This window comes from Ruminococcus sp. AM43-6 (assembly GCF_003461785.1).
Classification (GTDB): domain Bacteria; phylum Bacillota; class Clostridia; order Oscillospirales; family Ruminococcaceae; genus Hominimerdicola; species Hominimerdicola aceti.
In genome coordinates, this window is record NZ_QTXU01000030.1 from 1 (window position 1) to 24532 (window position 24532).

Consider the following 24532-nt stretch of genomic DNA (forward strand, 5'->3'; position numbering starts at 1 on the left):
CGTAATGCAAAACTTTATTGTGTAGGACGTGATATTGAAAACGCAGAAATTAATTTGCAGTTCGATAGTGATTTGAAAAAGTGGGTCGTTACCGATGAGCCGACCGCTCCAAAAAGTAAGGACAACATTTTTCTTGCGGCATTGTATGTTTACATCAAAAAGAAAATTGATTTTTCAGGTACGGCGTCAGAACTTGTAAGTGAACTAAAAGAAGTCACGCAAGAACCATTCTATCCGAATAGAGTTACAAGAGATTTAGTTCAGAACGGCTACACTCTCAGAAAGTATGGGATAGATTTTCAGTACAAGCGAACTAGAAACGGTAGGCTGATAATTCTTCATTACGACCGTGAGCGTGACAGTAGTGACAGTAAAAACACTAGCGAAGTTACTGTCAACAAGCTGATTCAAAAAGTCTGAAAAACCTTGTAAAATCTTAATTCGCAGAGTGTGACAGTAAAAAGTTAAATCAATGTTTACTGTCAACCCAAATCAGCGAACGTGGGGCGATTTGTGGGCTTGTAATTTTAGTCGAGTAGATCAAGCAGAAACGCATCAAAACCCCACAAGTGACCTGCGGCGATATTTTTTTCAATACATCCCCCTTATTTCAAAAACTCCCGACTTTTTGAAATAACGCCCCTCGCTCCCCACTCCTTATTTCAAAAACGCCCCCTATCAACGTTTACACCCGCAAAATTTACACTTTGTTTACAAAATGTAATCGTTATCCTAAGCAGCCAGCTTAACAAATCGTGGAAATAATGTGGTATAATGAGAACATAGAGATAAGAGAATATCTCTAAATATAAAATAAAAGGGAGAAAAATATGAAGAAACCAAAGTTTGAAAAACTCAAGGAACTTCTTGAGAACAATGAAGAATTGACCGTGGACGAAGCTAAGTACAAAGAACTGACCGGTGCAGACCTGCCTAAAAATGACTCATACACAAGAAACAGATCTGCCCTTTCGACCTTTGCACATAATAACGGCTACTACATCGTGGTTGAAAAGGAAACAAAAACATTTTACGAAAAAAAAGTTGTATTTAAAAAAGCTGACAAAACAGCGTAGATTATGGAGGAATACATATGACAACAACATCTAAAACTATAAAACAAGCAGATATATCACTTGCTGGAGTATCAAAAATAATTCTTGGCATTTGGTATGTTATCACCTTTATCGTTTATCTTATGGGGGCTGTCTCTGATAGTCCGGACGAAGTCACCAGATGGTTTATACATGTTGGTGACGCAGAAAAATTTTATGGCACATATTACCATGACTATTATTATTTTTTCGTACTACCACTTGATTTTGTAGTATTTGTTTTACCTGCGCTTTTGTATATTTCAAAAATATACATAGTTAATCGCTGTTCACTTGTATTGACTGATAAAGGCTTATCTGGTCAGCGTAAGAAAATCTTTTCAACTGCACAACTACAGCTTCCAATGGATAAAATAGACAATATAATGGTAACTGAGAACCTTATCAACAAAATGGATGGTGGCAAAACTGTTGCTATTCGTTCAGCTTCTGGTCTGATAAAATTTCCTTGGGTACAGAACGCTGATGAATTTGTAAATGCAACGTTGGCTGAAATCGAGAAATATAACCAATCATTAAAGAACGTAGACCAAAACTTAGTTTCAGCAATATCAGGAAATTCAGTTCAGAAAGCACAGCCTGAAAAGTCAGCCGCACAGAAAATAAAAGACCTCAAAGAACTTTTGGACAGCGGTCTTATAACTCAGGACGAGTTCGACGCAAAGAAAAAAGACCTTCTTGATAAAATGTAACAAAAAAGCGAGCCACCACAGCTCGCTTTTTTTCCTGCATAAATTCCCCACCTCTGCAAATAATATTACTGCAATTTTGAAAAAACAACGGAGGTCATAAATATGAAAGCAACAGGAATTGTCCGCAGGATCGACGATCTCGGCAGAGTTGTCATACCTAAAGAAATAAGACGCACCATGCGTATCCGTGAGGGCGACCCGTTACAGACAACGTTGAACTACGAACTGGAATGCTGTATGTGTCTGCTGAGAATTGCGGACAGGCTGTACATAAAATAAATTAAAAGCAAAAACTATAAACAGCTTGACATTTTGATAAGAATGTGTTATTTTAAATCTGTAACTTAAATTACGTTATAGATTTAAAAGGTGAGCATATGAGAGAATACCTAAAAAAAACGTTAAGACAAAACGTTAAAATAAAAGAGAATAATGACCTATACGACCGATTGCCGCTTGCTTTCAAAGGGAGATACGATCTATTTGATGTTGAAATCAACGGAATAGACTGGCTTGCAATTCAACCAAAAGGCGATGTTGGTCTTATTGCGCTCCGAAAGGACAGAGCTAAAGTTCAGAATATTTCAGGACTTAACTGTGCAATATTTCTTAAATCGACCACCCCTTATATCAAGGAAAAACTTGTCGAGGACGGCATCCCATTTGTACTGAAAGGCAAGCAGGTTTATTTGCCGTTTATAGGCTGCCTGCTGTCTAATTCAGGTGAACGTGATATTGCACCTGTTGATATTATTTCGTACTTGACGCAAAAGCTAATACTTATGGCAATCTATGAAAGGTGGAACAAGGTAACAGTATCAGAAGCTGCCACAAAGCTGGGCGTATCCAAAACGTCTGCGAGCAGGTGCTTTGATGAAATAGAATATCTGAATGTCAATATCCTTGATACAAAGGGCAAAGCAAGAGCTGTTACCGTTCCGTCTGATATAAAGCAGCTGTGGGAACAGCTTCAGCACATTCTTAGAAGCCCTGTTATTAGAAGATACGAGTTTCCGAATGATATATATTTAGACAAAAAGGCAGGAATCACTGCTCTGTGCGAGTATTCATTGCTCTCTGATAATGCTTACACTACCTATGCGGTGACAAAAAAAGAGTTATCTGACACAGGGGTAAAAAAGCTGAAGCAAGTTCGAAAAGGAGAAGCTATTGGCTGTGCAGTTCTTGAAGTGGGCTATTTCATTGACTATAACCATAAGCCGATACAAGACCCACTAAGCGCATCCCTGTCATTGACCGATGAAGAATTGCAGGACGAAAGAGTAATGAAATCTATAAACGAGATGTTGGAGGAATATGTGTGGTAAAAGGATTAGATACTTTCAGAAACTATTTTGCCGACTACGAAGAACAATATGTGCTTATAGGCGGTGCAGCCTGTGATATTATATTTGAAAGCAATGACGCAACTTTCAGAGCAACAAGGGATCTGGATATGGTTTTGATAGTCGAGGCTCTTACGCCTGAATTTGGAGAAAGATTCTGGAAATTTATTCAGAACGGGAGATACCGAAATAAGACAACAAGTGTACAAAAGCCGCAGTTTTACAGATTTGATAAACCTGAAGATGATACCTATCCTAAAATGATAGAACTGTTTTGTAGGAATAATTTTGAACTTCGTAAAATGACAGGGATCACACCAATACACATAGATGATTCTGTTTCAAGTCTGTCAGCAATTCTGCTTGATGATGAGTATTATAAAGCTTTGCTGGAAGGAAAAGTTGTAAGAAACGGCCTGTCTGTTCTTCGCCCTGAATATCTTATTCTGTTCAAGGCAAAGGCATATCTTGACTTGAAACAAATGAAAGAGAAAGGCGAAGCTGTTGATTCGAGCGATATAAAGAAGCACAAAAAGGACATTTTACGAATAACAGCTGAGCTAATGCTTGAAAGCGTATCTGAATTACCCGCAAAAGTTAAATTAGATATTGATACTTTTATTGACTTGTTGGGGCAAGACCCATTTGACAGCAATTCCTTGAAAAGCTATGGACTTAAAAATGATGATGTAGTAGAGGTATTACATAGGATCTTTGGATGATAAGCAGTGTTCTTAATTATTATGAAATACAGCGGTTGTGTTTTTATGCTACAGCAAAAAAATTCAACTCCGTTTTGAAATTGGTGCGTTTTTATTATATTTTCTGCTTGCGTTTTTGAGATTGACGGATAGGTTGTGCATAAAGTAAAACGGAAACCGGACGGATAGTGCAGACACGCATTTTTTACCGTTTGTGAGCGAAGCTGGCTCTGCGAAAAAATCTCTGTAAATTAATCAACTGTGATAAAAACATTAGTTGGGAGTGGCATAAAATTTGCCACTCTAATTTTTTACAGTATACAATGGGTACTGTAATTTGTCAAGGTTCTTTTTGAAAATCAGCCTGATGGAGTGGAGCACAGCGCAATGGAATCAGGCTGATTTTCAGCGGCTCGCTCAGCCAAGCCTGTCGGGATACATGATTTCAAGCTCACCAAGAACTCTGCACCAGTTTCTCAGTGGCATAGTCCATTTTTTCGCTATTTTATGAGTTGCAAGATACAGAGCCTTCAACAGCGCCGTATCGCTCGGAAATACGCTTCTCTGTTTGTTCAGACGGCGGTATCCGCTGTTACGGCTCCTTTCATACCCGAAAGACCATCGGCACATATCACGAGGACGTCCTTTACGCCACGATTTTTTAGCTCGTTCAGAACGCCAAGCCAGTACTTTGCACTCTCGTTTTCACCGATATGTATGGACAATACCTGCTTATGTCCTGTAAGACTGATAGCAAGAACAACATACGCTGCAAGCTTTTTATCTGTCCGTTTTCTCGTACAGAAAGATGTACAGCATCAATAAATACAATGGGATAAACCTCATCAAGCGGACGTTTCTGCCAGTCCTCTATCTGCGGAAGGAGACGGTCTGTGATATCGGATACCATACCATCGCTGACCTCAAATCCGTAAATATCTTCGATGGTATCGCTTATCTGGCGTGTTGTCATGCCCTTTGCGTACAGCGATATTATCTTCTGTTCGATACCTGAAATATCCTTTTGACGCTTTTTTACGACCTTAGGCTCGAATGTTCCGTCTCGATCCTGTGGTACTTCGATCTCGGTTTCGCCTAAATTTCCACGTATCTTCTTTGTTTTCTTTCCATTACGGTAATTGGAGTTGTCCGAGCGTTCATATGAACTGTACCCTAAGTGTTCATCCAGCTCTGCCTCAAGCATTTCCTGTATAGTGCCGCCAAGAAGATCCTTCAGAGCATCTTCTATATCCCTTGCTGACCGGATATCATACTCCTTGAGCAGCATTCCGATGATGTTCTTTTTTCCTTCACTCATTGGTTCTCTTTTTCTTCTTTCCATAAAAAATCAGCCTCCTGTGTTATTTCTATTTTACCACAGTTGACTGACTTTTTACAGACTTTTTTTTCAGAGGGTCGAAAAGCAGCGACATTGCTGCCGCTGCTTTCCACCGTTTTATCTCGCAGCTTGCATAGGGTCGCTCCTCAGCGTTGCCCTATTTGGCTGCAAATATAGTATTGATTTTATTTTGGGTGTTATACGCATTTACACAGTTGTTTTTTCAGAACCGAAATAGGACCTAATGGATACGTCACTATATTGAAAATGTCTTTTAGTATACTATTTATTAATTTTACGAGTCATAATTTTTCTGCCCAAAACATCATACGTACATACTCACATACAGCATCGTCGTATTTTTTAGTTTCAATAAGATCTACGATATAAACGATTTTACTATAGATTTCATTGTAAATCTCATCTTTTCTATCTAATTTGTTGATCTTTTCTATAATTGCAGGTGCTGTTTCATAGTAAATTTTTATTAACCCATTTCCGAAAACAGACTGTTTCATATAATGATCTCTTAAAGATCTTAATGTTGTTAGCTCGTAGCAATCATCAGGTAAGCCTTTATGTTCGCAGCAAGCTGTTGTTAAAAAACATCCTCCGGTGCTTGATATGTTTCCCTCTTCCCAATGGCTACACGAGTCATCTGCATAGTAATAAGATTTATACCAACTGCAATAGCCTTTCTTATATTCCCCCTCATAAGTATAATACTTACAGGAACCGCATTTATTCATTTCTACATAATCCATAATTATCATTTCCCTATCTGAATTTTAATTTTCCGAAAATATCCCTTTTGAATCTGATCAAAAATTTTTTTGCATCTTCAAACCCAAGTTTATATGCTGAATCAAAAGAATCATAAGCCATTGAAATCTCATTTATATTTAAACAAAAGATACCGTGTTTATAACATAATAAGCCTTCTAAATAAAATGTGATTTCAGCAATCTGAGGATAAGCGTCAGTCATTTTAGAAAGCTTTGATAAAAGACCATCTAATTTATCCGTATGGTTTTCATTTATATATAGATCACTTAATGAATCAATAATTGAATAATATAATTGATTTTTATCTTCAGAATCACTATTACATTCACCAATAATATATAAATAATCAGTACACAATTCAAGACCTTCAATATTTTTCGCTTTATCAAAAAAAAGAAACATTGCTTTTAAAATAAAAAATGAACTTTCATAATTATTATTGGTTTTTAAATATTTTTTTGCTACTGATATACCTTTTGGGACATTTGTCCACGATTCATTTATAGAACCATAATATAAATTTAAAAATGCATATTTTGCACAACAATCCATATTATCCGACATTCCGAGCTCATAATAATAGCTTGCTAATTTATAATTTGGCTCAATATTTTTTTCATCTGAAAATAAATCACCAAGTATTTTATAATTTTTTGAACGTTCAAGATAAAATACAGCTTTATTAATATCCTTCGGAAAGTCTGGTGTACCTGCAATATATAACTGACCAATAAGCGTATCTGATAATGGACATCCGCCTAATGCCTCACTTTTCTTTAGATACTCCGGAATTTTTTCATCTCTATTCGGCAAGTTTTCATTTTTCAGATATAAAAAAGCTGCGGCTGAGTATCCGGTTGGATCATGCGTTTCTTCAGAAAATGCACAATAATAATCTTCTGCTTTTTTTAGATCAACAGTTGTTCCAAGTCCTTCTTCATATATATTCCCCAAAATAAATCCCGATCCTGCACCTTCATATTCGTAAGCTATTTCAAGGAGCTGTCTTGCTTTCTCATAGTTTTGAGGTGCACCATTTTTTCCGTGACGAAAAAATACTCCTAATATCCATACAGCGTTCGGGTTGTGCTGATAATATGCTTCACGAACATATTCATAAGGCATTTGAGACAATTCTTGTTTTGTGCAATTCCTTAAGTCCATATATTACCGACCTCCTTTATATTTTTCAACCCGTATCAATCAAAATTTATTTCTTTCGGCATTTGATTTTAAATCATCAATAGTACAGCCATTACATTGCTCAATAGTTATTTCGTAAAAATTGTAATATGAATATTCATTCTCAGAAAATTCAAGTGCATCTCCTTTATAAATTTCCTCTGACGTTAATTTACCATTAGACAAGGAATACTTTGTAAGAAAGGTTATTATTCCACTGGGTGTATTTGCATTAACATCACAACCATGAGAATAATAATTTACAAGGCAATTGAGCGTTTTTGAATAATACAGATCATCCCAGCCAGTATCACTATCACCTGTAGATACTACCGATCCATCATCAGGGTCATATTCATATACATGAAACCTTGAGGCTGCTGCTGCTATATCATATATGTAAATCAATTCATCTGTACCATCTCTATTTATGTCAAATAAAGCGTAAGCGGGTTCTACGGAAGATTGTTGATTTAATTCCGATAATTTGTCAAGATATGCACTGTATATATCTTTAACATCAGTGTTCTTACCATCGTCGGGATTTTTATTTTTTTCTATGTTATCGGTGTCCTTTTTATCAGAACTGTCTTTAGGAATACTATCGATCATATCTTTAAGCGGAGGCCTAATGCTTTTATCTTCGGTATATTTAAAAGCATAATAAGATTCAGTCAATGCCTTTTTACGTTCTTCCTGAGTCATTTTTAGATAATCCAGCTTTTTTATAGTTTTAACTGACGCTTTTAAAGGAGTTTTATCTGCAAAATAATTGTTATATGCATTAATGACTTCACTTGATGTAGTTTCATCATTTCCTACTTTAAATGAAGAATACTTTTTATTTTCACCGTCATAATTAAAGTATATCTTCTCGGTACACCTTACTTTTTTATCGTTCTCTCCTAAAACAACTTCATTTAAGGTATATGCGCCTGCATCTTCAGGAAGATCTGTACCTGTGTATGCATAAAATTGTCCGTCTGCCAATATTATTTTTCCGTTTGAATCTTTATATGGAGTAAAGGTAAACGCATCATGTCCATAATCACTTCTGTTACTACTCCATACGGTATAGAGATCTTCTCCCGTTGCAATAATTCCATTATCTTTTTCATAAACAGTGAAGCATTTTTGCTCCTCCTGTCCGATCATAAGTCCATATCCGCCAATAATAAGTTCAGGTTCCCCATCTCCGGTTAGATCCTGGAACCACATTTCATCCTTTTCAGCATAATTATGACCAATATAACCTTTATACATTTCATATGAATCAAGCCAACCGGTACCGCTGTCCATAGGTTCATGTTCTTCCGACCAGCTTAATATTTCTTCAACGAATTCCGGCGTTTGTTGAGATGTGTTTTCATTTACTTCAACAAGCTTATTTTGACCTCCTATTGCAATTTTGGGAGTAGCAACTTCTGGCTTGATCTCATTATCGGTTAGATACATATCAGCCCATTCTATATCACTTTCACCCCAGATATCTGTTGCAAAATCAAGGGCTTCGTCTATGCTGTCTCCGCACATTAAGCTATAAACAAATGCGTCCTGAATATAGTAATTGTAATATGTATATACTGTTTCTGTATTTGCAATTACACTTAATGCTCCTGCGTCTTTGAATGCATTCACAAGCTTATCGTTTATGTATGCTTTACAGGAACCTAAAAATACTATTGATCCTTCAAGCTCGTTATTTTTATAGTGAGATGTAAAATAGGACGGCATAATACAGTAATAAGTATTTCCGGAGCTATCGTCATCATATGTCACTTGAATAATATTACCGTTAATTATATCATCAAAATATTCTCCGATATTTTGTTCAGTCACAACTTCCTTTGTACATATAATAGGAGTATCATTATAAAGTGTACCATGCTCTTCAATATCAATAAAATCATATCCAGCCAATTCCTCTGCAAAATCTGCAACAGTACAATCTGTGTCGATATCTGTTAAAAGCTTTTCGCTTGTCCACACATCTGAACGCTGATTTAACAATTCAAGCATATCATCGTATCCAAGACCATACATTACTTTTGCTTTCATATCAGTTTTGCTGTATGAATATTTTTCCGAATCAAAGGCTACTTTATTATCGATTGCTTTGATTTGACCGTTTTGATCTATATCGGCATAGTTTTTTGCTATTCCATTAACACTCTCGTCAAAAGGTTCCAGCATTACTCCGCCCAAAGAGCCATCGTTATAGACATATTCATAAATCATAGTATCTTCACTGTAGTCAATGTCGCTGATCATTGATTCCTCGACCATACAGTTTAATGCATTTTCGATTTTTTCTTTTTTGTCGTTCTCTGATCCATTCTTATAATCAGGATCGGATATTATATCTCTCAAAGTAGAGTTTACCTTTTCATAGCTTTCATAAGCGGTTTGGACTTGTTGAACAGTAGGTTTATTTGAGGATAGATATTTATATGCAAAAAAAGCTCCTATTCCCAGAACTGCAACAGAAAAAACACAAGCAGCTATTTTCCCAACACGATTTTTCTTCCGGGAAGAATTTATTTTAGACCTATTTTCCATGCAATTGGGGCATAATTTTCCTGGGTTAGAGCTGTGAATGGTAAATCCGGTGCCGCATTTGCTGCATTTCCTCATAACAATGGGATCGTAGTTGGGATCGTAGGGTATATTAATTTTAAATTTATATCCGCATATATTACAGCTTCTCGCATCTTCATTTAGCAGCTTCCCACATTTAGGGCATCTTTTATTCATTGTATGTCACTTCCTATGAATTACTTTGAAATTGTGGCTTTGTTGAGTATTTTTCCTTTTTTCCGTATATACTTCTATCGTTTTTGTCTTATAATCAATTTTTATAATATATTGCTCATCATTTTTTAATGTCAGAAGCGATCTCGTTCCGTCTTCGGGTTTGTCAAATGCCGTATAAACGAATTTTGCGCTTCCTTTCGGAATTTGACATGATAAAAAGGAATCTTCCGGCGGATAACAGTATGCTATAAAGGTACCATTTTTATTAAAAAAATAACCATTCATAATACATAAACTATCTCACTCCTGTATTAATCATCTATAATCAACGCCTTAATATGTATTAAATTACTTCAACTTCCTTTTCTGCTACAACATCATCACCATAAATATAAGAAATCGTTAACTTGCCTGTAGACTTTATTTCAAACTGTTCATCACCAAATGTTATAATATCTTCGTTACTTGAAACAAATTCACAGTCTTTCCACGCTATATCTATCGGGATTTTTTTTAAAACTTCACCATTTGATTTTTTTATAAATAGATTTCCTGAACATGGAGCTGCATAGAAAAGGCTTACGGTCGCATGACCGTTTTCTTTATCATAAAAGTCAATACCATTTTTAGAAAATGGATCTACATAAGCTTTATCGCAATCCGTTTCTGCGATAAGGTCATAAACCGTTGCGTCCGAATCAAAAGATATATCGATATCATAAATATTAACACTAAAACTGAGGGTAGGTGCAGGTATTGTAGACGACTCATACGAAGAGATAGTTTCGGGAACATCCCAAATTACCTCCTCGTCAAAGTCTATCTCAGCGTAAGCCGATATTTCATCAACATTAGTTTCTATATTTTCAATTGATATTTCTTGTTTATTTTCTGACAATTCATTTTTATCTATAGTTGACATCGGAGTAAAAATCGAATTTGTTTTATACAAACTGCTGTCGATAGTATCATCGTAATAATTATATGTATCAGTAACATTTTCAGCATAATTTGGGGAGGATTCATCTGAATAAATACCAATCAAAGCAAGTATTAAAAAAAATGATATTATGAGAATCGTAGCTATCAATGCTCTTGTCGCTTCCTTGTCTTCGTTGTGAGTTTTTGGTTGAGGGTTTGTTTTAGGTGTGGAGTGAGGTTTTGATTGAGGGTTTGTTTTAGGTGTGGAGTTGCAAGATAAACATTTTCCATTAACCAATAATGCTCCGCATATTGGACAGGTAGGAGGGAAAATAAAAGTATAATCGTTTTTCCTATTTATTTCATCTTTTGATGCTTTTTCTTTATTTTGCTTCCTGCGAAATTCCTCCCATCCGTCGTCAATTTTCAAATCTCCCGGATTTGGCTTTGATTTATTTCTTATTTCCATGTCAAGCTTACACCAAGGACAACTGCTTAGTCCTATAAAGTATTCATGCTTTGGATTGTCGGTACATTTGCACAATCTCTGACTTAAAGAATCAAGTGCGTAAAACCATTCGTCTGCTCTCGGTCTGGCGCTCTTGCTTTGTTGACCTTCAATAAATGCTCTTTCAAATAGCTTTTGAATATCTCTCGGAAGAATACCTATATTAGGTGAATAGCGCGTTTTTGCTATTTTCCCATTAATATTACTTTTTGTAAAATAAGGACAATATCCATTTTGTATGTTCTTTACAGGTTGGAAATTACTCATAGATTCTTTGGTGGTAACAACGCATGAAAAAGGATGAACGCCGTTCATTAAAAGCCTGAAAATAATAACTGCAAGAGCAAAATTGTCTGTGCTTTCGTTAAACATATTCCGTGCATTATTTTCATCAAAAGTTTTACCCTGAAGCTCAGGAGGAATAAACTCCGGAGTAACTACAGTACATGGAAAAATTTCTCCTGATTTACTTTTGATATGATATGAATCCGTATCTACAAGCATAACTCGACCAGTGTTCACATCTAACATGAAATTATTTGGGTTCAGATCTCCGATTATATGTCCGCTGTCGTGAACATTATTCACGGCGGCAGCAATATTTTCTGCCACTTTTACATATTGTGACCACAAATATTTTTTTCTGTTATCATAAACGTAAAAATCTATCAAGCTGCTTAACCCTGACACTTTTTGCATTACATATCCGCAAAAATTGTTATCCTGATACAGAATGGCGTGAGGCCATGCACATTCAGACAAGTCATTTGAATCTGTTTCAAGCATAGCCAGAAGTTTATTTTTCCTGTTTTCGGTACGATTCTTTTCATGATAGATCTTTGCAACCAAATCGGGCATACCTTCTATATTATAAATGCTGCCCTCGCCGCCGGAAGTAATGCTTTCTTCAAATAATACATATTTTTGTCCGCTATTCAAATCGTAATAAATTCTTCTATCATTATTAGAAGCCACTGCTGGAACCCCCCGTTATATTACTATAGTGCTCATCAACAGCTTCTGAATTAATATAAGTAAAATGAGTCGATGTTCCCACCTCTTGGAGAGCTTGTTTCATTCTTGGTAAAGCATCTTTTATAGCTTTATCTTTAGCTTTATCATTTTCAGAATTTGACGCCATACTATCGCTTTGTGTAGAATCATCTGCATGATCAGAAGTATCATCATCCGCAATAGCGCTTCCCTGCGTATGTTTGCCGTTGTAAGCGCTATCCTTACTTATACTGGAAGATTCCATACTCTTTTTCGATGTATCCTGAACGTTACCTTTGTTTAAAAAAACAATACAGATAGAACAAATAATAATAAGCACTAATATCACTATCAGCTGTATCAAAACGATTTTCCTTAGTTGGCGGTTGATTCTATACGAATTTTGTAATCTTTTCTTTAACTTTCTGGATTCATCATTAATTACTATGCTTTCACCAGTAGGAGTTACTTTGATTATATTTGTAGGCTTTTTTATATCAATAGGAGTAGGTCTGCGGCCTTCACGGAGTTTGCGTTTCATGTTTTCGTTTAACTTATCCCAATCAGGTTCCTTGTAATATTCCTCGTCTTTTAAATCTGCTAAAATATCAGTGTTTATCAATCCTACGATAGTTTTATCATCTGTTACATTAGGCAAGCCGTTTCCCGAAACAAATTTAGATATGCTTTTTTGCAGATTTTCAAAATCAGTTTTGTTATTTGCCCTAAGAATATTTCTGTCCATAAATCGGCGGATAAATGGAATATTTATTTTTTGAGCTTCATTTGCAAGCAGAGGATGACACACAATATCAAATATGCCGTCTGTCATAAGCGTTAATGCACAGACCTCGTCGGGATATTTTCCAAAGGACCAATTGTCGGGACCGCCCAAGAGCGGATATGTTTCATTGAATGCTTCTCCCTTTTTTACTTCTGTTGCACAATCATAATTACCGCTCGGCGTTAAAACGATAATACCGCCGTCACCGCATTGACCGTAATATAAGTTTTTACCATTATAAATCGCAGCAGTTAGGGTTGTATTATATTCCGAAAAATCTATTTTCATGTCTTCGGCAGTATTCATTACGTTGTTATATGCTTCTTGATATGCCTGTGATATAAGATCAATGTAAAACTTATCGCTTTTTTTGGTTTTAATATGCAAATTTATGTAAGCCAAGAATGAATTCACAGCCACTTTTGCACCTATATCCGATTTACTTGCACTGCCTAAACCGTCGGCAATTACAGCTATTGTATATCCGTTGTCAAGCTTTAGCACATCAGAATAATCCTGACATACACCGTCAGGATTTTCTAAATGTGCTGTTCCTATTGCCGAAATTTTAAAATATCCAATCATTCTTACAAACTTACTCCTTTATCAGCAGAGTGTATCTTCCGATCTATTTCATATCTTTAAAAATTTCCGCAGGCTCAATCAAGCGGAACCTTAAACATTGTATCAGGTGCAGGAATATTTAACGAACCGGATTCCTCAGTACTGTTTCTCAAAGCATCCAGACTGGATGAAACAAATTTAAACAGCCCAGTGAAATCACAATTTTTTAATCCGTATATATTATTTGGATCAAATATTTGTTTCATAATATCGGCTCTAAAACCGTCCACGCCAACACAGTATGCAATCGCCTTTCCGTTATTCTCCATCCACTTTAATCTCTCAGCTGACTCACGGTAATCATCATTTGGACCACCATCAGTTACGCAAAAGATCCAAGGTCTGAAATAAGGTGTTCCTGCGTAGTTGTATTTATTTTTTTGCATCGTGACCATATCCATTGCAGTTTCCAGGGCTTTGCCCATAGCAGTATTTCCATATGCTTTTAGTTCAGGTAATTCCATTTCTTCTACCGGAGCAAAATCCTGAATTACCTTGACATCACTGTCGAACGTAACAACAGCCACATCAATACAAGCCTTTGCATGGGTATCAAGACTTGATAGGGTCTGCTGCTTGAATACTCTGAGTCCCTCGTTAAGCTGTTTTATTGCTTCATTGCTGTTCATTGAACTTGACGTATCCAATAGAAAAACACAGGCAACGTGTTTTTCCGTAACGTATTTTACCGGTTCGTCATTGAAATCTCTTTGGTTTAATTTTGGCATAATAAGTCCTCCTAAATTTGTTATATATAATTAGAATATTTACTGGTTTGATTTTATAATCATACCTACATCATTAACTGAGAGAGGCACATCAATTACCAAATCAGTAATAATACATCCGTACATTTGAAATACTATCCCACCATATTCTGTATTGTCATCGTTTATAGTAGCGTTGTTTTTTAGATAAGATATGGCTTTTGCAGAAAGATTAAAAGAAACTGTCTCAGGCTTAAAGTCAAATAAACAGAAAAAACCGTCTGATTGTATAAATGTTCTTGTATTTTCAATAATGTCATTACTGATCTCATTTGGAAAAGTATATGATTCATTATTAATGCTGACTGCATCTGCTGCCGTAGGTACACCGGTTATGTAATTCCCGTCAAGCTTATAAAGAGCATTCCAATCTACAGCATCTTTGGGTGCAAATACATAATAATCAGTATTAAGATATTTTAAAGTAACAGTTATTGAACAACCTGTTTCTTCGAAATCAGAAAAGTATTTGTTATCGATATACTCTACTTCGTTTCCGTCAGTATCATAAAAATTTGCAGCTGACCAGTCGTCATAATTATCGATTCCAATGAATTCAATCGATTCATAGGTTTTATTATTTGAGTCTGTTTTTTCAGACTCTATTTCAACGTTTGTATTAGAATCTGTTATTGATTTGGCTGATTTGCTTTTAATAGCATTATCAGTAACACCAGATCCAATCTCTGTTTTTGATAAATCGTCATCCGTGACAATATTTTCTTGTTTATTATGTATTTTAATAATAACTGTTATCAAAACTATAGCAGTTAATACAGTTATAATAGAGGATAGTGATATTATAATATTTTTTTTCACTTGTTTAGACTTTATTGCAGAACTGTTTTCGGTTGGGGTATTTAAATACGCTTTCTGGCAAGATGATTCCGCAGATACTTTGTATCCGCAAAATTTGCAAAAAGTTGAGTTATCATCTATTTTATTGCCGCATTCTTTACAAATCATAGTTATAACCTCTTAAAAACATACGTTCTATCTGTATTTATTTTCCTCAAAATCAATTTGTTGGAGGAAAGTTTTTCAATTACATACCTTTTAGAATGTCCAAGTAACTTACTTACTCTATAATCATCATCATATATTTCAAGAGTATCACCATCGATTGAGTAGTAGCCTTCCTCGGAATAAGCACCGGAAATGAGTAACCTTCCATTGGTAAATTCCCAAGTCACTTGATCTTCTTTATCTACCAATTCGGTACCATCAGAATAAAGCAACCATTTTCCTTGAATCTTACTCTCGTTGCTCTCAAATATCCTGAATAAAATAAAAGCAATTATAACAATAAACAACATTAATATAATAGCAATAAGTATATTACGTTTTTTATTAGTTTTCATTATTGCTGCAAATCCTCCATCTTGAGGGTTGAAGTTATTTAAAACACATCCGCAATGTAGACAGAATTCCGCATTAGGTGCAACGGCATTACCGCATTTAGGACAATAACTCACCTGAGGGGCAGGAGCAGGCTGCGGCTGAGGGCGTGGCTGTGGTTGAGGGCGTGGCTGCTTTCCCGTAGGTTCTCCGCAAACGGGACAAATAACTGTGTTGTCTGATAATTTCTTTCCGCATTTTTTGCAAAACATAGCTGGTCACTTCCTAAAAATTATTTTGCATGGTTGAATACATTCTTTGAGAAATAATCTGATTTATCATCTCTTCAATGTTTTCACATTTTGTTTTTTCCATAATGTAAAATGGAATTTCTTCTACGTTTCCCGATGTCTTTTCTATGACAAGCATTGTTGTAAAAGAATCTATAATATACAATGCTGCCAGTAATAACAATATAATTCCCCATGCAGGAGATCCACCTAAGCATATAATGGCAGCAATTAAAGCAACAAGTCCGCAAATAAAGGATTTTGGATTCAATGAGAAATTTGAATTGACTGATGAAATTTGATTAATAGGAATACTTTTTCGTTTAGTGCCAAATGGTATGAATAAAATCGCATTCGGAAGTTTGGTTTTAATAAAATTCTGTTCCATTCTAATCTCACCTTTCATATAGAATAATAAGAGTGAGATCATAAATGTTATTACTTTCGGGTTTTGCCCGGTTAGTTGACCTGCTTGGCAATTGCTGCATAGAGTCTGCCCATAAGGCAAAGCAGCACCGCATTTACGGCAATAACTCACCTGAGTGGCAGGATCCGGATGAATGGGTGGCTGTGGTGGAGTGTAAGGCGGCATCATTCCCGTAGGTTTTGGTGGAGTGTAAGGCGGCGGCATCATTCCCGTAGGTTTTGGTTGAGGGAAAGGCGTCGGCTGCATTCCCGTAGGTTCTCCGCAAACGGGACAAATAACTGTGTTGTCTGATAATTTCTTTCCGCATTTTTTGCAAAACATAATAAAGCTCCTTCACTTGAATAAATCTAAGTGTCTATACCTATCTTATAATATACCACTATAAGAAAAAAAAATCAATCCACGGATTGACTAAAACTGACAAAATTTACTGTATGTTTTGTACAAATTCAACGAACGAAATCTCACAATCTGTATATTTAATTGCAAAATATCAAGGATTTTAGGCTGTTTTTAACTCTTTTTTCTTCTATTTCTGGTCAAAAATCTCGTCAAAACGGGTGTATACTTAAAGTACATATTTTAAGGAGGTTTCGCCATGTCAAGACGAGGAAAAAACATATTCAAACGCAAGGACGGTCGCTGGGAGGGCAGGTATATTTCAAGTTACATGGAAAACGGTAGAGCAAAGTATTCGTCTGTTTACGCTTACAGCTATGTGGAATGTTCGCAGAAACTACAGCTTGCTAAAGTTGATTTGTTGCCGAAAAACGATCCGATAACGGTATCAGAACTGTTCTCGGTATGGCTTGCAAGTCGCAAAAATAGCATTAAATCATCAACCTATGTCAGTTATCGCACTATGTATCAGAATTACATCGCTGCGCCGTTCGGAGATATGCGTGTTGGCAGAGTGACTTCATTTATAATCAATCGCTATGTGTCCGAACTGTTGGAATGCGGCGGAGATGACGGAAAAGGGCTTTCATCAAGGAGCGTGCAGGCAATTCTGATCATGATGAAATCTGTATTCGCATACGGAGAAACTGAATACAAGCTAGATGACCCTGCTAAAAATGTATCGCTGCCAAAATCGGAACATAAGGAAATTGAGGTTTTTACAAGCGTTGAAATGGCAAAAATCCGTCAAAATGCTTTGTGTGATGACTGTCAAATACTTGGCGTTCTGCTGTGTCTTTATACGGGTCTGAGAATAGGCGAGATATGCGCTTTGAAATGGCAGGATATTGACCTTGTAAATCAGGTAATTCATGTATGGAAAACGCTCCAGCGGATTAAAAATCCGAACGGAATTAGTCCTAAAACTATTGTAATAATCGATGAGCCTAAGAGTGCAAAGTCTATCCGTGATATTCCTATTCCGACTTTTATGCTGTCGCAGATTGCTAAAATCAAACGAAATGTCAATCCTGACTGCTACTTCCTGACTTGCTCTTTGAATTATACCGAACCGAGGACTTATCAGTACAGGTACAAAACTTTTCTGAAACACATTGGTGTAACGTATAAGAATTTTCATGTTCTGCGGCATACCTTTGCTACGGAGTGCATTCGGCTTGGGATTGATGTAAAGACGGTCAGTGAGCTGCTGGGTCATGCAAGCGTGAAAATTACTCTTGAAAGATATGTGCATTCCAACATGGATATGAAGCGTAAACAGCTTGAAAAACTGTATGCTTATGTTTAGCTTTTCTTTTTTATTTCTGGTCAGAATTGTGGTCGAAAAGCTCCGCAAAGCCTTGATTTATCGGGGATTGCGGGGCTCTTTTTCTTATAGTGGTATATTATAAGATAATTTCGGCGTATACTGCACATTTTGTCGTATGTTAACTCTGTTTTAGGGAGAAGTCAAGTCCATTTTAAAGGTTTATTGCTTATGCTTTAAGTTGGTTACTGAATTTTGTAGCATTGTGTGATATACTTGTAGTTCAAAACAAAGCGCTCTCCGAGAATAAAAATATTGGAGTGCCAAAAAGTTTTTTATCAGCCCTTGACAAACGAGTGTTCTAATGCTATAATATCAAATAGAAACAACAGCATTTAACATAAAATTACAATTTAATAAATAAGTGCCTTTTACTTACATAAACATATCGGCAAATACTTTTAGAGCTTAATGCTCGTACATATTTAAGGCACGATTTTGATAGCAACGGGATAATTATATCCTTTTGCACTAATCGTGAACTTGAAATATGTGCGAGCTTTTTTGTTGTCTAAATAAATTCAATGTGGTATGTAACGAATTGGCAACGCGGTCAGAATTACATAAATTGCGATACCCTCCGTGTCACATAGACATACCTTTAATATAACATACTAATAATATTAATATAGCAGAAGAAAGAATGTATAGTAGAGATAAGTATTGGTAGGTGCGTAACGAAATGGAGGCGGAATATCAAATTGCGCATCTGCGATTTTCATTTTTCTGCTATGGAAAGGAATTTTTATGAAGTTGAAAAAATTAATGATAATTGATGGTAATCCTTTTGCGGACACAGAGTTCGGTCAGCTTGAGTGTGTTGAAGTTAACGGAAAGCTGTACTTCCCCGCATCGGAGTGTGCAAAGGTTCTCGGATATCACAATCCGAGAAAAGCTATCATAGACCATTGCGACGAGCCAATAAAGCTTACTGTTCCGCATCCGCAAAGTCCGTTAAAAACTATCGTGAAGAATTATATCAGCGAGGGAGATCTGTATTCGCTGATTTTCAATTCAAGGTTACCGATCGGCAGACAGTTTCGTGCTTGGATATGCGACGAGGTGCTCCCGACGATAAGGAAGTACGGATTTTATGTTACGCCGAAGGTTCTTGCGGAGTGCGACGGCAATCCCGAAAAGCTTAAGCGTAAGCTAATGGAAATACAATGTTATCAGTTCTGGAACTACTGTCTGGACCATCCTGATAAGGCGGCAGATTTGATATCGAAATTTTATGAAAAGGCTATGAAAGAAGATGATATTATAGACGCTGAATTCTGTGATGAGGTAAGTAACGAAACCAGTCGCTTGATTGAATGCTCTGCGGTGAGTAACGAACTGCGCACGGCAAGAAACGCCGAAATCTCGCCCGTGTGAGCCTGCCGATTCTCGGCGGTATCCTTGCCCCACCTATGTTGGTTAAAGCCCATACACGCCGAATGTGTGCGACGTCCGAGGCGGTTAACGGTGATTTCTGATGAGAGAATGAAAGTCCGGTAAAAATTGCTCCTGTCAGTATTGCACGATCACCGATATGCAGAGGTTAAAGCAAATCGAAATATTGTAAAGCAAGTTAAAGCATCGGGGTCGTAAGCCCCCGATGCAGTCACAGCGGACAGCAAAGCTGACCGCAAAAGTGCCGAAAATACGCAGTTTCAGCAAAATTGTTGTGCATAATTTTTATGGGGTCATAAATTCGAGGTTTGAAGAATTCAGGGGTCGTAAGTACTGAAAATCACGTAAAATCGGTGTGATTTCAGGAGTCGTAACAGAAAATCAAAGGACATTGCCGCATTTTTCAAAATTGAATAACTTAAATCCCAAAGTCAAAAATGAATCAAAAGGAGTGTTGCCTATTGGAAATTAACGTCAGTGAAAATAAGCGGATCGTAGAGATCTGGCTGACAAATCAGGAGCAGGAGGACGATAGTATCAGCGAATTCGTGCAGAATACTGCAGACAAGTACAGCGATAAAAAATACAAGGTTGCCGTATTTATGTCGGGGGACAACGACTTGTTTGACTGCACGGAGGGATTGATAGAGCACAACCTCTGCCTATGATTTGTGGTGCGCAATCAGGCGCACCGTACATAACTGACGTAAAAAAACATAAATTGCGGCAAAGTCATAAAATCTTCACTCGGATATTTATTGCCTTTGCCTATTGCAATTCTGAAAGATATATGATACAATATTGATATAAATTAAAACGAATATTTCTGACAACATTGTAAGCATTCGCAAAGGTAAAACCGAACCGAAAAAATAATCAACATTGAAAGGGTGAAACAATGAGCATAAAGTACAGCATAGCAGGCTATTGCCGAATTTCTGTCGACGAGGAAATGGACAGAGACAACACCTCGATAGAAAACCAAAAAGCTATCATAGCCGACTTTGTGAAACGCAAGTTTCCAGACAGCACGCTTGATTTCTATGAGGACCGTGACCGATCGGGATATACGTTTGAACAGCGTGAGGGCTATCAGGAGCTGCGAAAGAAAATGCTTCGATTAGAGTACGATATTCTGATCATCAAGGACTTCTCCAGATTTTCCCGACGAAACAGCAAGGGACTGGTGGAATTGGAAGATCTGCGTGACGCAGGAATGAGGATTATCTCGATTGGCGATAACATTGATTATCCTACCTATGACGACTGGACGGCAATTCAGTTCCGCTTTCTTATCAATGAAATGCCTGTTACCGATACGTCCAAAAAGGTCAAATCGGTCATCAAACGCCGTCAGGAGGAGGGCAAGTGGATATGCGCTGTGCCCTACGGCTACGTTATGATAAACAACAAGACCATGCAGTTCGAGGTTGACGAACCTGCGGCGGAGGTTGTCCGAGATATTTTTGACAGGTACAACAGCGGCTGGGGATACAAAAAAATTGCCAACTATCTTACGGACAAGCATATTCCCACGCCTAGAATGTGCGAAAAAATGCGCAGGGAGGCTAAAGGCGAGGAGTGCAAGCGTGAGGTAAAGCAGACGTGGAGTATCATCACCGTCAGCGAGATATTGCAGAACGATTTTTATATCGGCACGCTCCGTCAGGGCAAGTACAGGCGTAAGAAGATAAACGGCGGGGAGGTCAAGCAGGACGAAACAGACCACATAGTATTTGAAAATAATCACACTCCTATCGTCGATTACAAGGTGTTCGCTCTGGCTCAGGAGCAGCTGAAGAAGCGTACGACCTCTCACTATCGGGGAGTGAAAAAGTACGACAATGTGTACTCGGGCTATCTTTTCTGCGGAGACTGCGGCTCACCCATGTTCGCAATGAGCCGTAACGATCTTGCTCCTGCCTACACCTGCGGAACCTACCACAAGCGAGGAACAAAAGGCTGTACCTCGCACCATACCAGAGTTGATATGCTGGACGGTCTGCTGAAAAGCTATATCAAAAAGGTGCGTGACAACTCCGCAGAGATGATCGACCGTTTGCAGGAGTCCATTGCTAAAGAACAGCTTGAAACGAAAAGCAGTCAGTCCACCGTTGACGTGATAAAGGGGCAGATAGAGGACGCAAAGGCGGAAATGAAAATGCTCACCCGACAGCAGGCGAGGGATGTTATGAAACACCCCGACCGTGCGGAGATAATCGAGGAGACCTACACCGAGATGATAGACGAGCTTACTCTGCGTATCGAGGGACTGAAAAATCAGATGCAGCTTGCAGTCGACAAGCACAACACCGTTGTCAGAGTGAACCGCACCGCCAGAACCGTGCTGGAGATTTTCGATGACATCATTAACAAGCCCGCTCTTGACAAGAACGACCTGAATTTTATAATTGACAAGATAGTGGTCTTTGAAAACAGAATTGAAATTCATCTCAAAGCGGATATCGACTGTTTGCTGAAATACGGCACGCTTACAGAGCAGCAGCTTGTGACAGTCGGAGCAGATGGATCAGCCGAAAATTTTAATCAAGGCACTAAGATCGGAAAGTCAGCCGGACAGCTTGCAGCTGCTGTAACGGACAGCAGAGGCAGGAATCTTAGTGTCAACGTTATCAGTAACGGCGACCCCCTCGAGATCTACACCAACCCCGACGGCGAAGTGATATTCAAAAAATATTCCGCAATAAACGAAATGTCCGAGGGCGCAGCTCAGGCAGCGGAAGTCATCTCAAAGCTTGGGGGAGCGCCTGCCGTGGTGTTCGATAAGGACCACGTCGTGGCAGTGTCAGGCGTGCCGAAAAAAGAGTATTCCCAGCGCCGCCTCTCCCCTGCCCTGGAGGAGCTTTTGGAAAACCGCAAAACCTTTGACTATACCGATACCACAGCCGAGCCGCTTAGAGCTGTCGAGGGTATCAATACCCACGCCCTCACCATCGCCCCTATCCTCACAAACGGCGATATAACAGGCGCAGTGGCATTCATGGCTACCGACGATACCGAGCTTTGTACAGATAAACAGTCCATGCTCGCCAAAGCCGCCGCCATGTTCTTGGGCAAACAAATCGAAGAATAATACCAAAAAAGGACCGCCGTCTAACCGCAGCAGTCCTTTTTTCTGTACTATTATATTAACCGTAGCCCCATGTCATGAGTTTCCATTTGCCGTCCTCAGAACGTGCAAGCCACCATTGCCAGCTAGTGTATTCCGTGTCTGCATTCCAACCTTCACCGCCGTCTTTTGGCGAGTGAAAATTGCTCGTAAATTCAATGCACTGAGTAAATTCATCGCCCTTATCATGATCTTTCTTTAAATCATTCAGCCACTCGATGTTATCCTCGTTGCACAAATCATCACCGCCGTAAGTGATAAAGTGCATCTCACAGCCGTCCCAGCTGTCAAATTCCTTTAGTATGACCTTGATAGCAGCTTCCATGTCCTCCTGCGAGTAAATTTCCGATGTCCCGTAGTCTACCCTCAAGTTCTTGACCGACCCACAGCCAACCAATCCTGCACCATAGACCACCGCCAAGAGTATTCCCAAAACCTTTTTCATAATGTCACCACCTAAATTTAAATATTCTTGTCATTAACATCATACCATATCATAGGTGAAATTTCAACCTAATTTTTTCATGCCCCATTACAAAAAAAGTCACCCCTCAGACCAAAGCCAACAGTGAGTCAAAACTTGCCGATATCAAAACTATGTGCGACCGCCCGACATAGCAAAACCCTCCGACCCATACAAATGGATCGGAGGGCAAATTGCGGACCGCTGTTGCGGTGGAGCTGATAGTCGGATTCGAACCGACGACCATGGGCTGTCGATAAAGCGACGTCATATCGTATTTTGATTTTTCGTGTGTAACCGCTGTATTTGCACGGTTATGCCGCCTTGGATAATTCATTCTCCGTGCCGAGTTTTCCGACAAATCTGTAATAAATCTCAATCTGCTGAAATGTTCTTCCGTCCTCAGCTTGTTCTTTGTGATGAACAACAATTTTGTCTATCAGCTCATTTAGTATTGCGGAATCCAACTTGTCGATTATGGTGTATTTTTTTATAACGTTAATAAAGTTATCCGCACAATCTGATTGTCTTTTCAACTCGTCAATTTTCGATTTGAGAATAGGTAACGCCTTTTTGATTTCCACCTGTTCCAACTCGTAACTCTGCGACATAGACTCATATCTCTCATCGCCTATCCTCCCAAGAACATTGTCCTCATAAAGTCGGCTGATAATCTTATCCAGTTCCTCACAGCGTTTTTGCTTTTGCTCATATTCGAGTGTGATTTGTTCCGCTTGCTTTTGTGAATCAGACTGATATTTCCGACTTAAAATCGACTTGAATTTATCCGTATTTTTGCGGTACTGAAACAAGTTACGCTGAATGTCGATCAGTACAAGCTCGTAAATTGTATCAAACGTAATGTAGTGCGAAGCGCAGTATTCTTTGCCGTGAGTTTTGTACATCCAACAGGAGTACGCTCCGTGATAACTGCCGTCTTTACGCTGTTTCTGCGAGTAAGTCAGGCAATGACCGCAATCCGAACAGTAGAGAAGTCCGGCAAACATCTGAACTTCTCCCGCCTTTGCAGGACGGTGCTTGGCATTCAGAATTTTGTGTACCGTATCCCACAGTTCCTGCGTAATGATAGGCTCGTGGCAGTTTTCAACCACGATCCAATCCTCTTTAGGATTGCGTACCTTTTCTTTACTTTTCATGGATTTGTTTCTCTGCTTGCCGTAAACAAGCTTGCCTTAATCCTGTATAATAAAACTTGACACATACAAAACAATCAAAGTATAATAAAAACAA

19 protein-coding genes and 4 pseudogenes are annotated in these 24532 nt (G+C 38.1%); 10 read left to right on the plus strand and 13 right to left on the minus strand.

The genetic code is table 11. From position 1 onward, the window contains the following. The 6 genes and pseudogenes from DW938_RS14850 to DW938_RS12415 form a co-directional block, all read left to right on the plus strand. Positions 1–420, plus strand: a pseudogene (locus tag DW938_RS14850) (hypothetical protein); the annotation flags it as partial. A gap of 410 nt (positions 421–830) precedes the next feature. Then, entirely contained in the window at positions 831–1076 is a 246-nt protein-coding gene (locus tag DW938_RS12395) for a hypothetical protein (protein WP_118125175.1), read from the plus strand. Positions 1077–1093: 17 nt separating this feature from the next. Then, positions 1094–1807 (plus strand): SHOCT domain-containing protein, encoded by a 714-nt coding sequence (locus tag DW938_RS15190; protein ID WP_242992548.1) that lies wholly within the window; start codon positions 1094–1096, stop codon positions 1805–1807. 102 nt (positions 1808–1909) lie between these two features. Further along, positions 1910–2038, plus strand: a pseudogene (locus DW938_RS12405) (AbrB/MazE/SpoVT family DNA-binding domain-containing protein); the annotation flags it as partial. Positions 2039–2184: 146 nt separating this feature from the next. Next, positions 2185–3135 carry a MarR family transcriptional regulator gene (locus DW938_RS12410; RefSeq protein WP_117893587.1) on the plus strand — a complete coding sequence of 317 codons (951 nt, stop codon included), beginning with the start codon at positions 2185–2187 and terminating at the stop codon, positions 3133–3135. Beyond that, positions 3129–3875: a hypothetical protein gene (locus DW938_RS12415; RefSeq protein ID WP_041337458.1), complete on the plus strand. Its 747-nt coding sequence runs from the start codon at positions 3129–3131 to the stop codon at positions 3873–3875. The genes DW938_RS12410 and DW938_RS12415 overlap by 7 nt, the downstream gene beginning before the upstream one ends. Before the next feature lie 396 nt (positions 3876–4271). Here DW938_RS12415 and DW938_RS12420 read toward each other — a convergent pair. The 10 genes and pseudogenes from DW938_RS12420 to DW938_RS12470 form a co-directional block, all read right to left on the minus strand. After that, positions 4272–5172: pseudogene (locus DW938_RS12420) on the minus strand (IS256 family transposase). Positions 5173–5495: 323 nt separating this feature from the next. Then, a complete protein-coding gene (locus DW938_RS14675; RefSeq protein ID WP_147337891.1) occupies positions 5496–5957 on the minus strand; it encodes a CFI-box-CTERM domain-containing protein in 462 nt (153 codons plus the stop codon). A gap of 13 nt (positions 5958–5970) precedes the next feature. Then, positions 5971–7143, minus strand: coding sequence for an SEL1-like repeat protein (locus tag DW938_RS12430; protein WP_117864413.1), 1173 nt, complete (start codon positions 7141–7143; stop codon positions 5971–5973). A 39-nt stretch (positions 7144–7182) separates the two neighbouring features. Then, entirely contained in the window at positions 7183–9915 is a 2733-nt protein-coding gene (locus DW938_RS12435) for a zinc ribbon domain-containing protein (protein ID WP_117964079.1), read from the minus strand. A 343-nt stretch (positions 9916–10258) separates the two neighbouring features. Further along, complete coding sequence (locus DW938_RS12445; RefSeq protein WP_117897542.1) at positions 10259–12319, minus strand: hypothetical protein; 2061 nt, start codon at positions 12317–12319, stop codon at positions 10259–10261. Continuing rightward, positions 12309–13706: a protein phosphatase 2C domain-containing protein gene (locus tag DW938_RS12450; protein ID WP_117858697.1), complete on the minus strand. Its 1398-nt coding sequence runs from the start codon at positions 13704–13706 to the stop codon at positions 12309–12311. Before DW938_RS12450 ends, DW938_RS12445 begins: the two co-directional genes overlap by 11 nt. Before the next feature lie 74 nt (positions 13707–13780). Then, a complete protein-coding gene (locus DW938_RS12455) occupies positions 13781–14473 on the minus strand; it encodes a VWA domain-containing protein (RefSeq protein WP_041337448.1) in 693 nt (230 codons plus the stop codon). A 39-nt stretch (positions 14474–14512) separates the two neighbouring features. After that, positions 14513–15478, minus strand: coding sequence for a zinc ribbon domain-containing protein (locus tag DW938_RS12460; protein ID WP_041337447.1), 966 nt, complete (start codon positions 15476–15478; stop codon positions 14513–14515). 2 nt (positions 15479–15480) lie between these two features. Beyond that, on the minus strand, positions 15481–16122 hold the full coding sequence (locus DW938_RS12465; RefSeq protein WP_041337446.1) for a zinc-ribbon domain-containing protein: 642 nt from the start codon (positions 16120–16122) through the stop codon (positions 15481–15483). A gap of 13 nt (positions 16123–16135) precedes the next feature. Next, entirely contained in the window at positions 16136–16888 is a 753-nt protein-coding gene (locus tag DW938_RS12470) for a zinc ribbon domain-containing protein (RefSeq protein ID WP_041337444.1), read from the minus strand. A 277-nt stretch (positions 16889–17165) separates the two neighbouring features. Here DW938_RS12470 and DW938_RS12475 point away from each other — a divergent pair, with 277 nt between their 5' ends. From DW938_RS12475 to DW938_RS12490, 4 genes are all read left to right on the plus strand, one after another. Further along, entirely contained in the window at positions 17166–18275 is a 1110-nt protein-coding gene (locus DW938_RS12475) for a site-specific integrase (protein WP_041337443.1), read from the plus strand. 765 nt (positions 18276–19040) lie between these two features. Further along, complete coding sequence (locus DW938_RS12480; RefSeq protein WP_051706933.1) at positions 19041–19670, plus strand: Bro-N domain-containing protein; 630 nt, start codon at positions 19041–19043, stop codon at positions 19668–19670. 479 nt (positions 19671–20149) lie between these two features. After that, positions 20150–20356, plus strand: coding sequence for a hypothetical protein (locus DW938_RS12485; RefSeq protein WP_041337442.1), 207 nt, complete (start codon positions 20150–20152; stop codon positions 20354–20356). A gap of 230 nt (positions 20357–20586) precedes the next feature. Continuing rightward, complete coding sequence (locus DW938_RS12490; RefSeq protein WP_118125177.1) at positions 20587–22782, plus strand: stage V sporulation T C-terminal domain-containing protein; 2196 nt, start codon at positions 20587–20589, stop codon at positions 22780–22782. Between the two features lie 55 nt (positions 22783–22837). Here the strand turns inward: DW938_RS12490 and DW938_RS12495 are convergent, their stop codons facing one another. The 3 genes and pseudogenes from DW938_RS12495 to DW938_RS15305 form a co-directional block, all read right to left on the minus strand. Next, the gene (locus DW938_RS12495) at positions 22838–23263 is read right to left on the minus strand and encodes a hypothetical protein (RefSeq protein WP_118125179.1); all 426 of its coding nucleotides are present in this window, start codon (positions 23261–23263) and stop codon (positions 22838–22840) included. Positions 23264–23595: 332 nt separating this feature from the next. Next, positions 23596–24288: a DUF4368 domain-containing protein gene (locus DW938_RS12500; protein WP_278278299.1), complete on the minus strand. Its 693-nt coding sequence runs from the start codon at positions 24286–24288 to the stop codon at positions 23596–23598. A 48-nt stretch (positions 24289–24336) separates the two neighbouring features. Continuing rightward, a pseudogene (locus DW938_RS15305) lies at positions 24337–24462 on the minus strand (recombinase family protein); the annotation flags it as partial. Between the last annotated feature and the right edge of the window lie 70 nt (positions 24463–24532).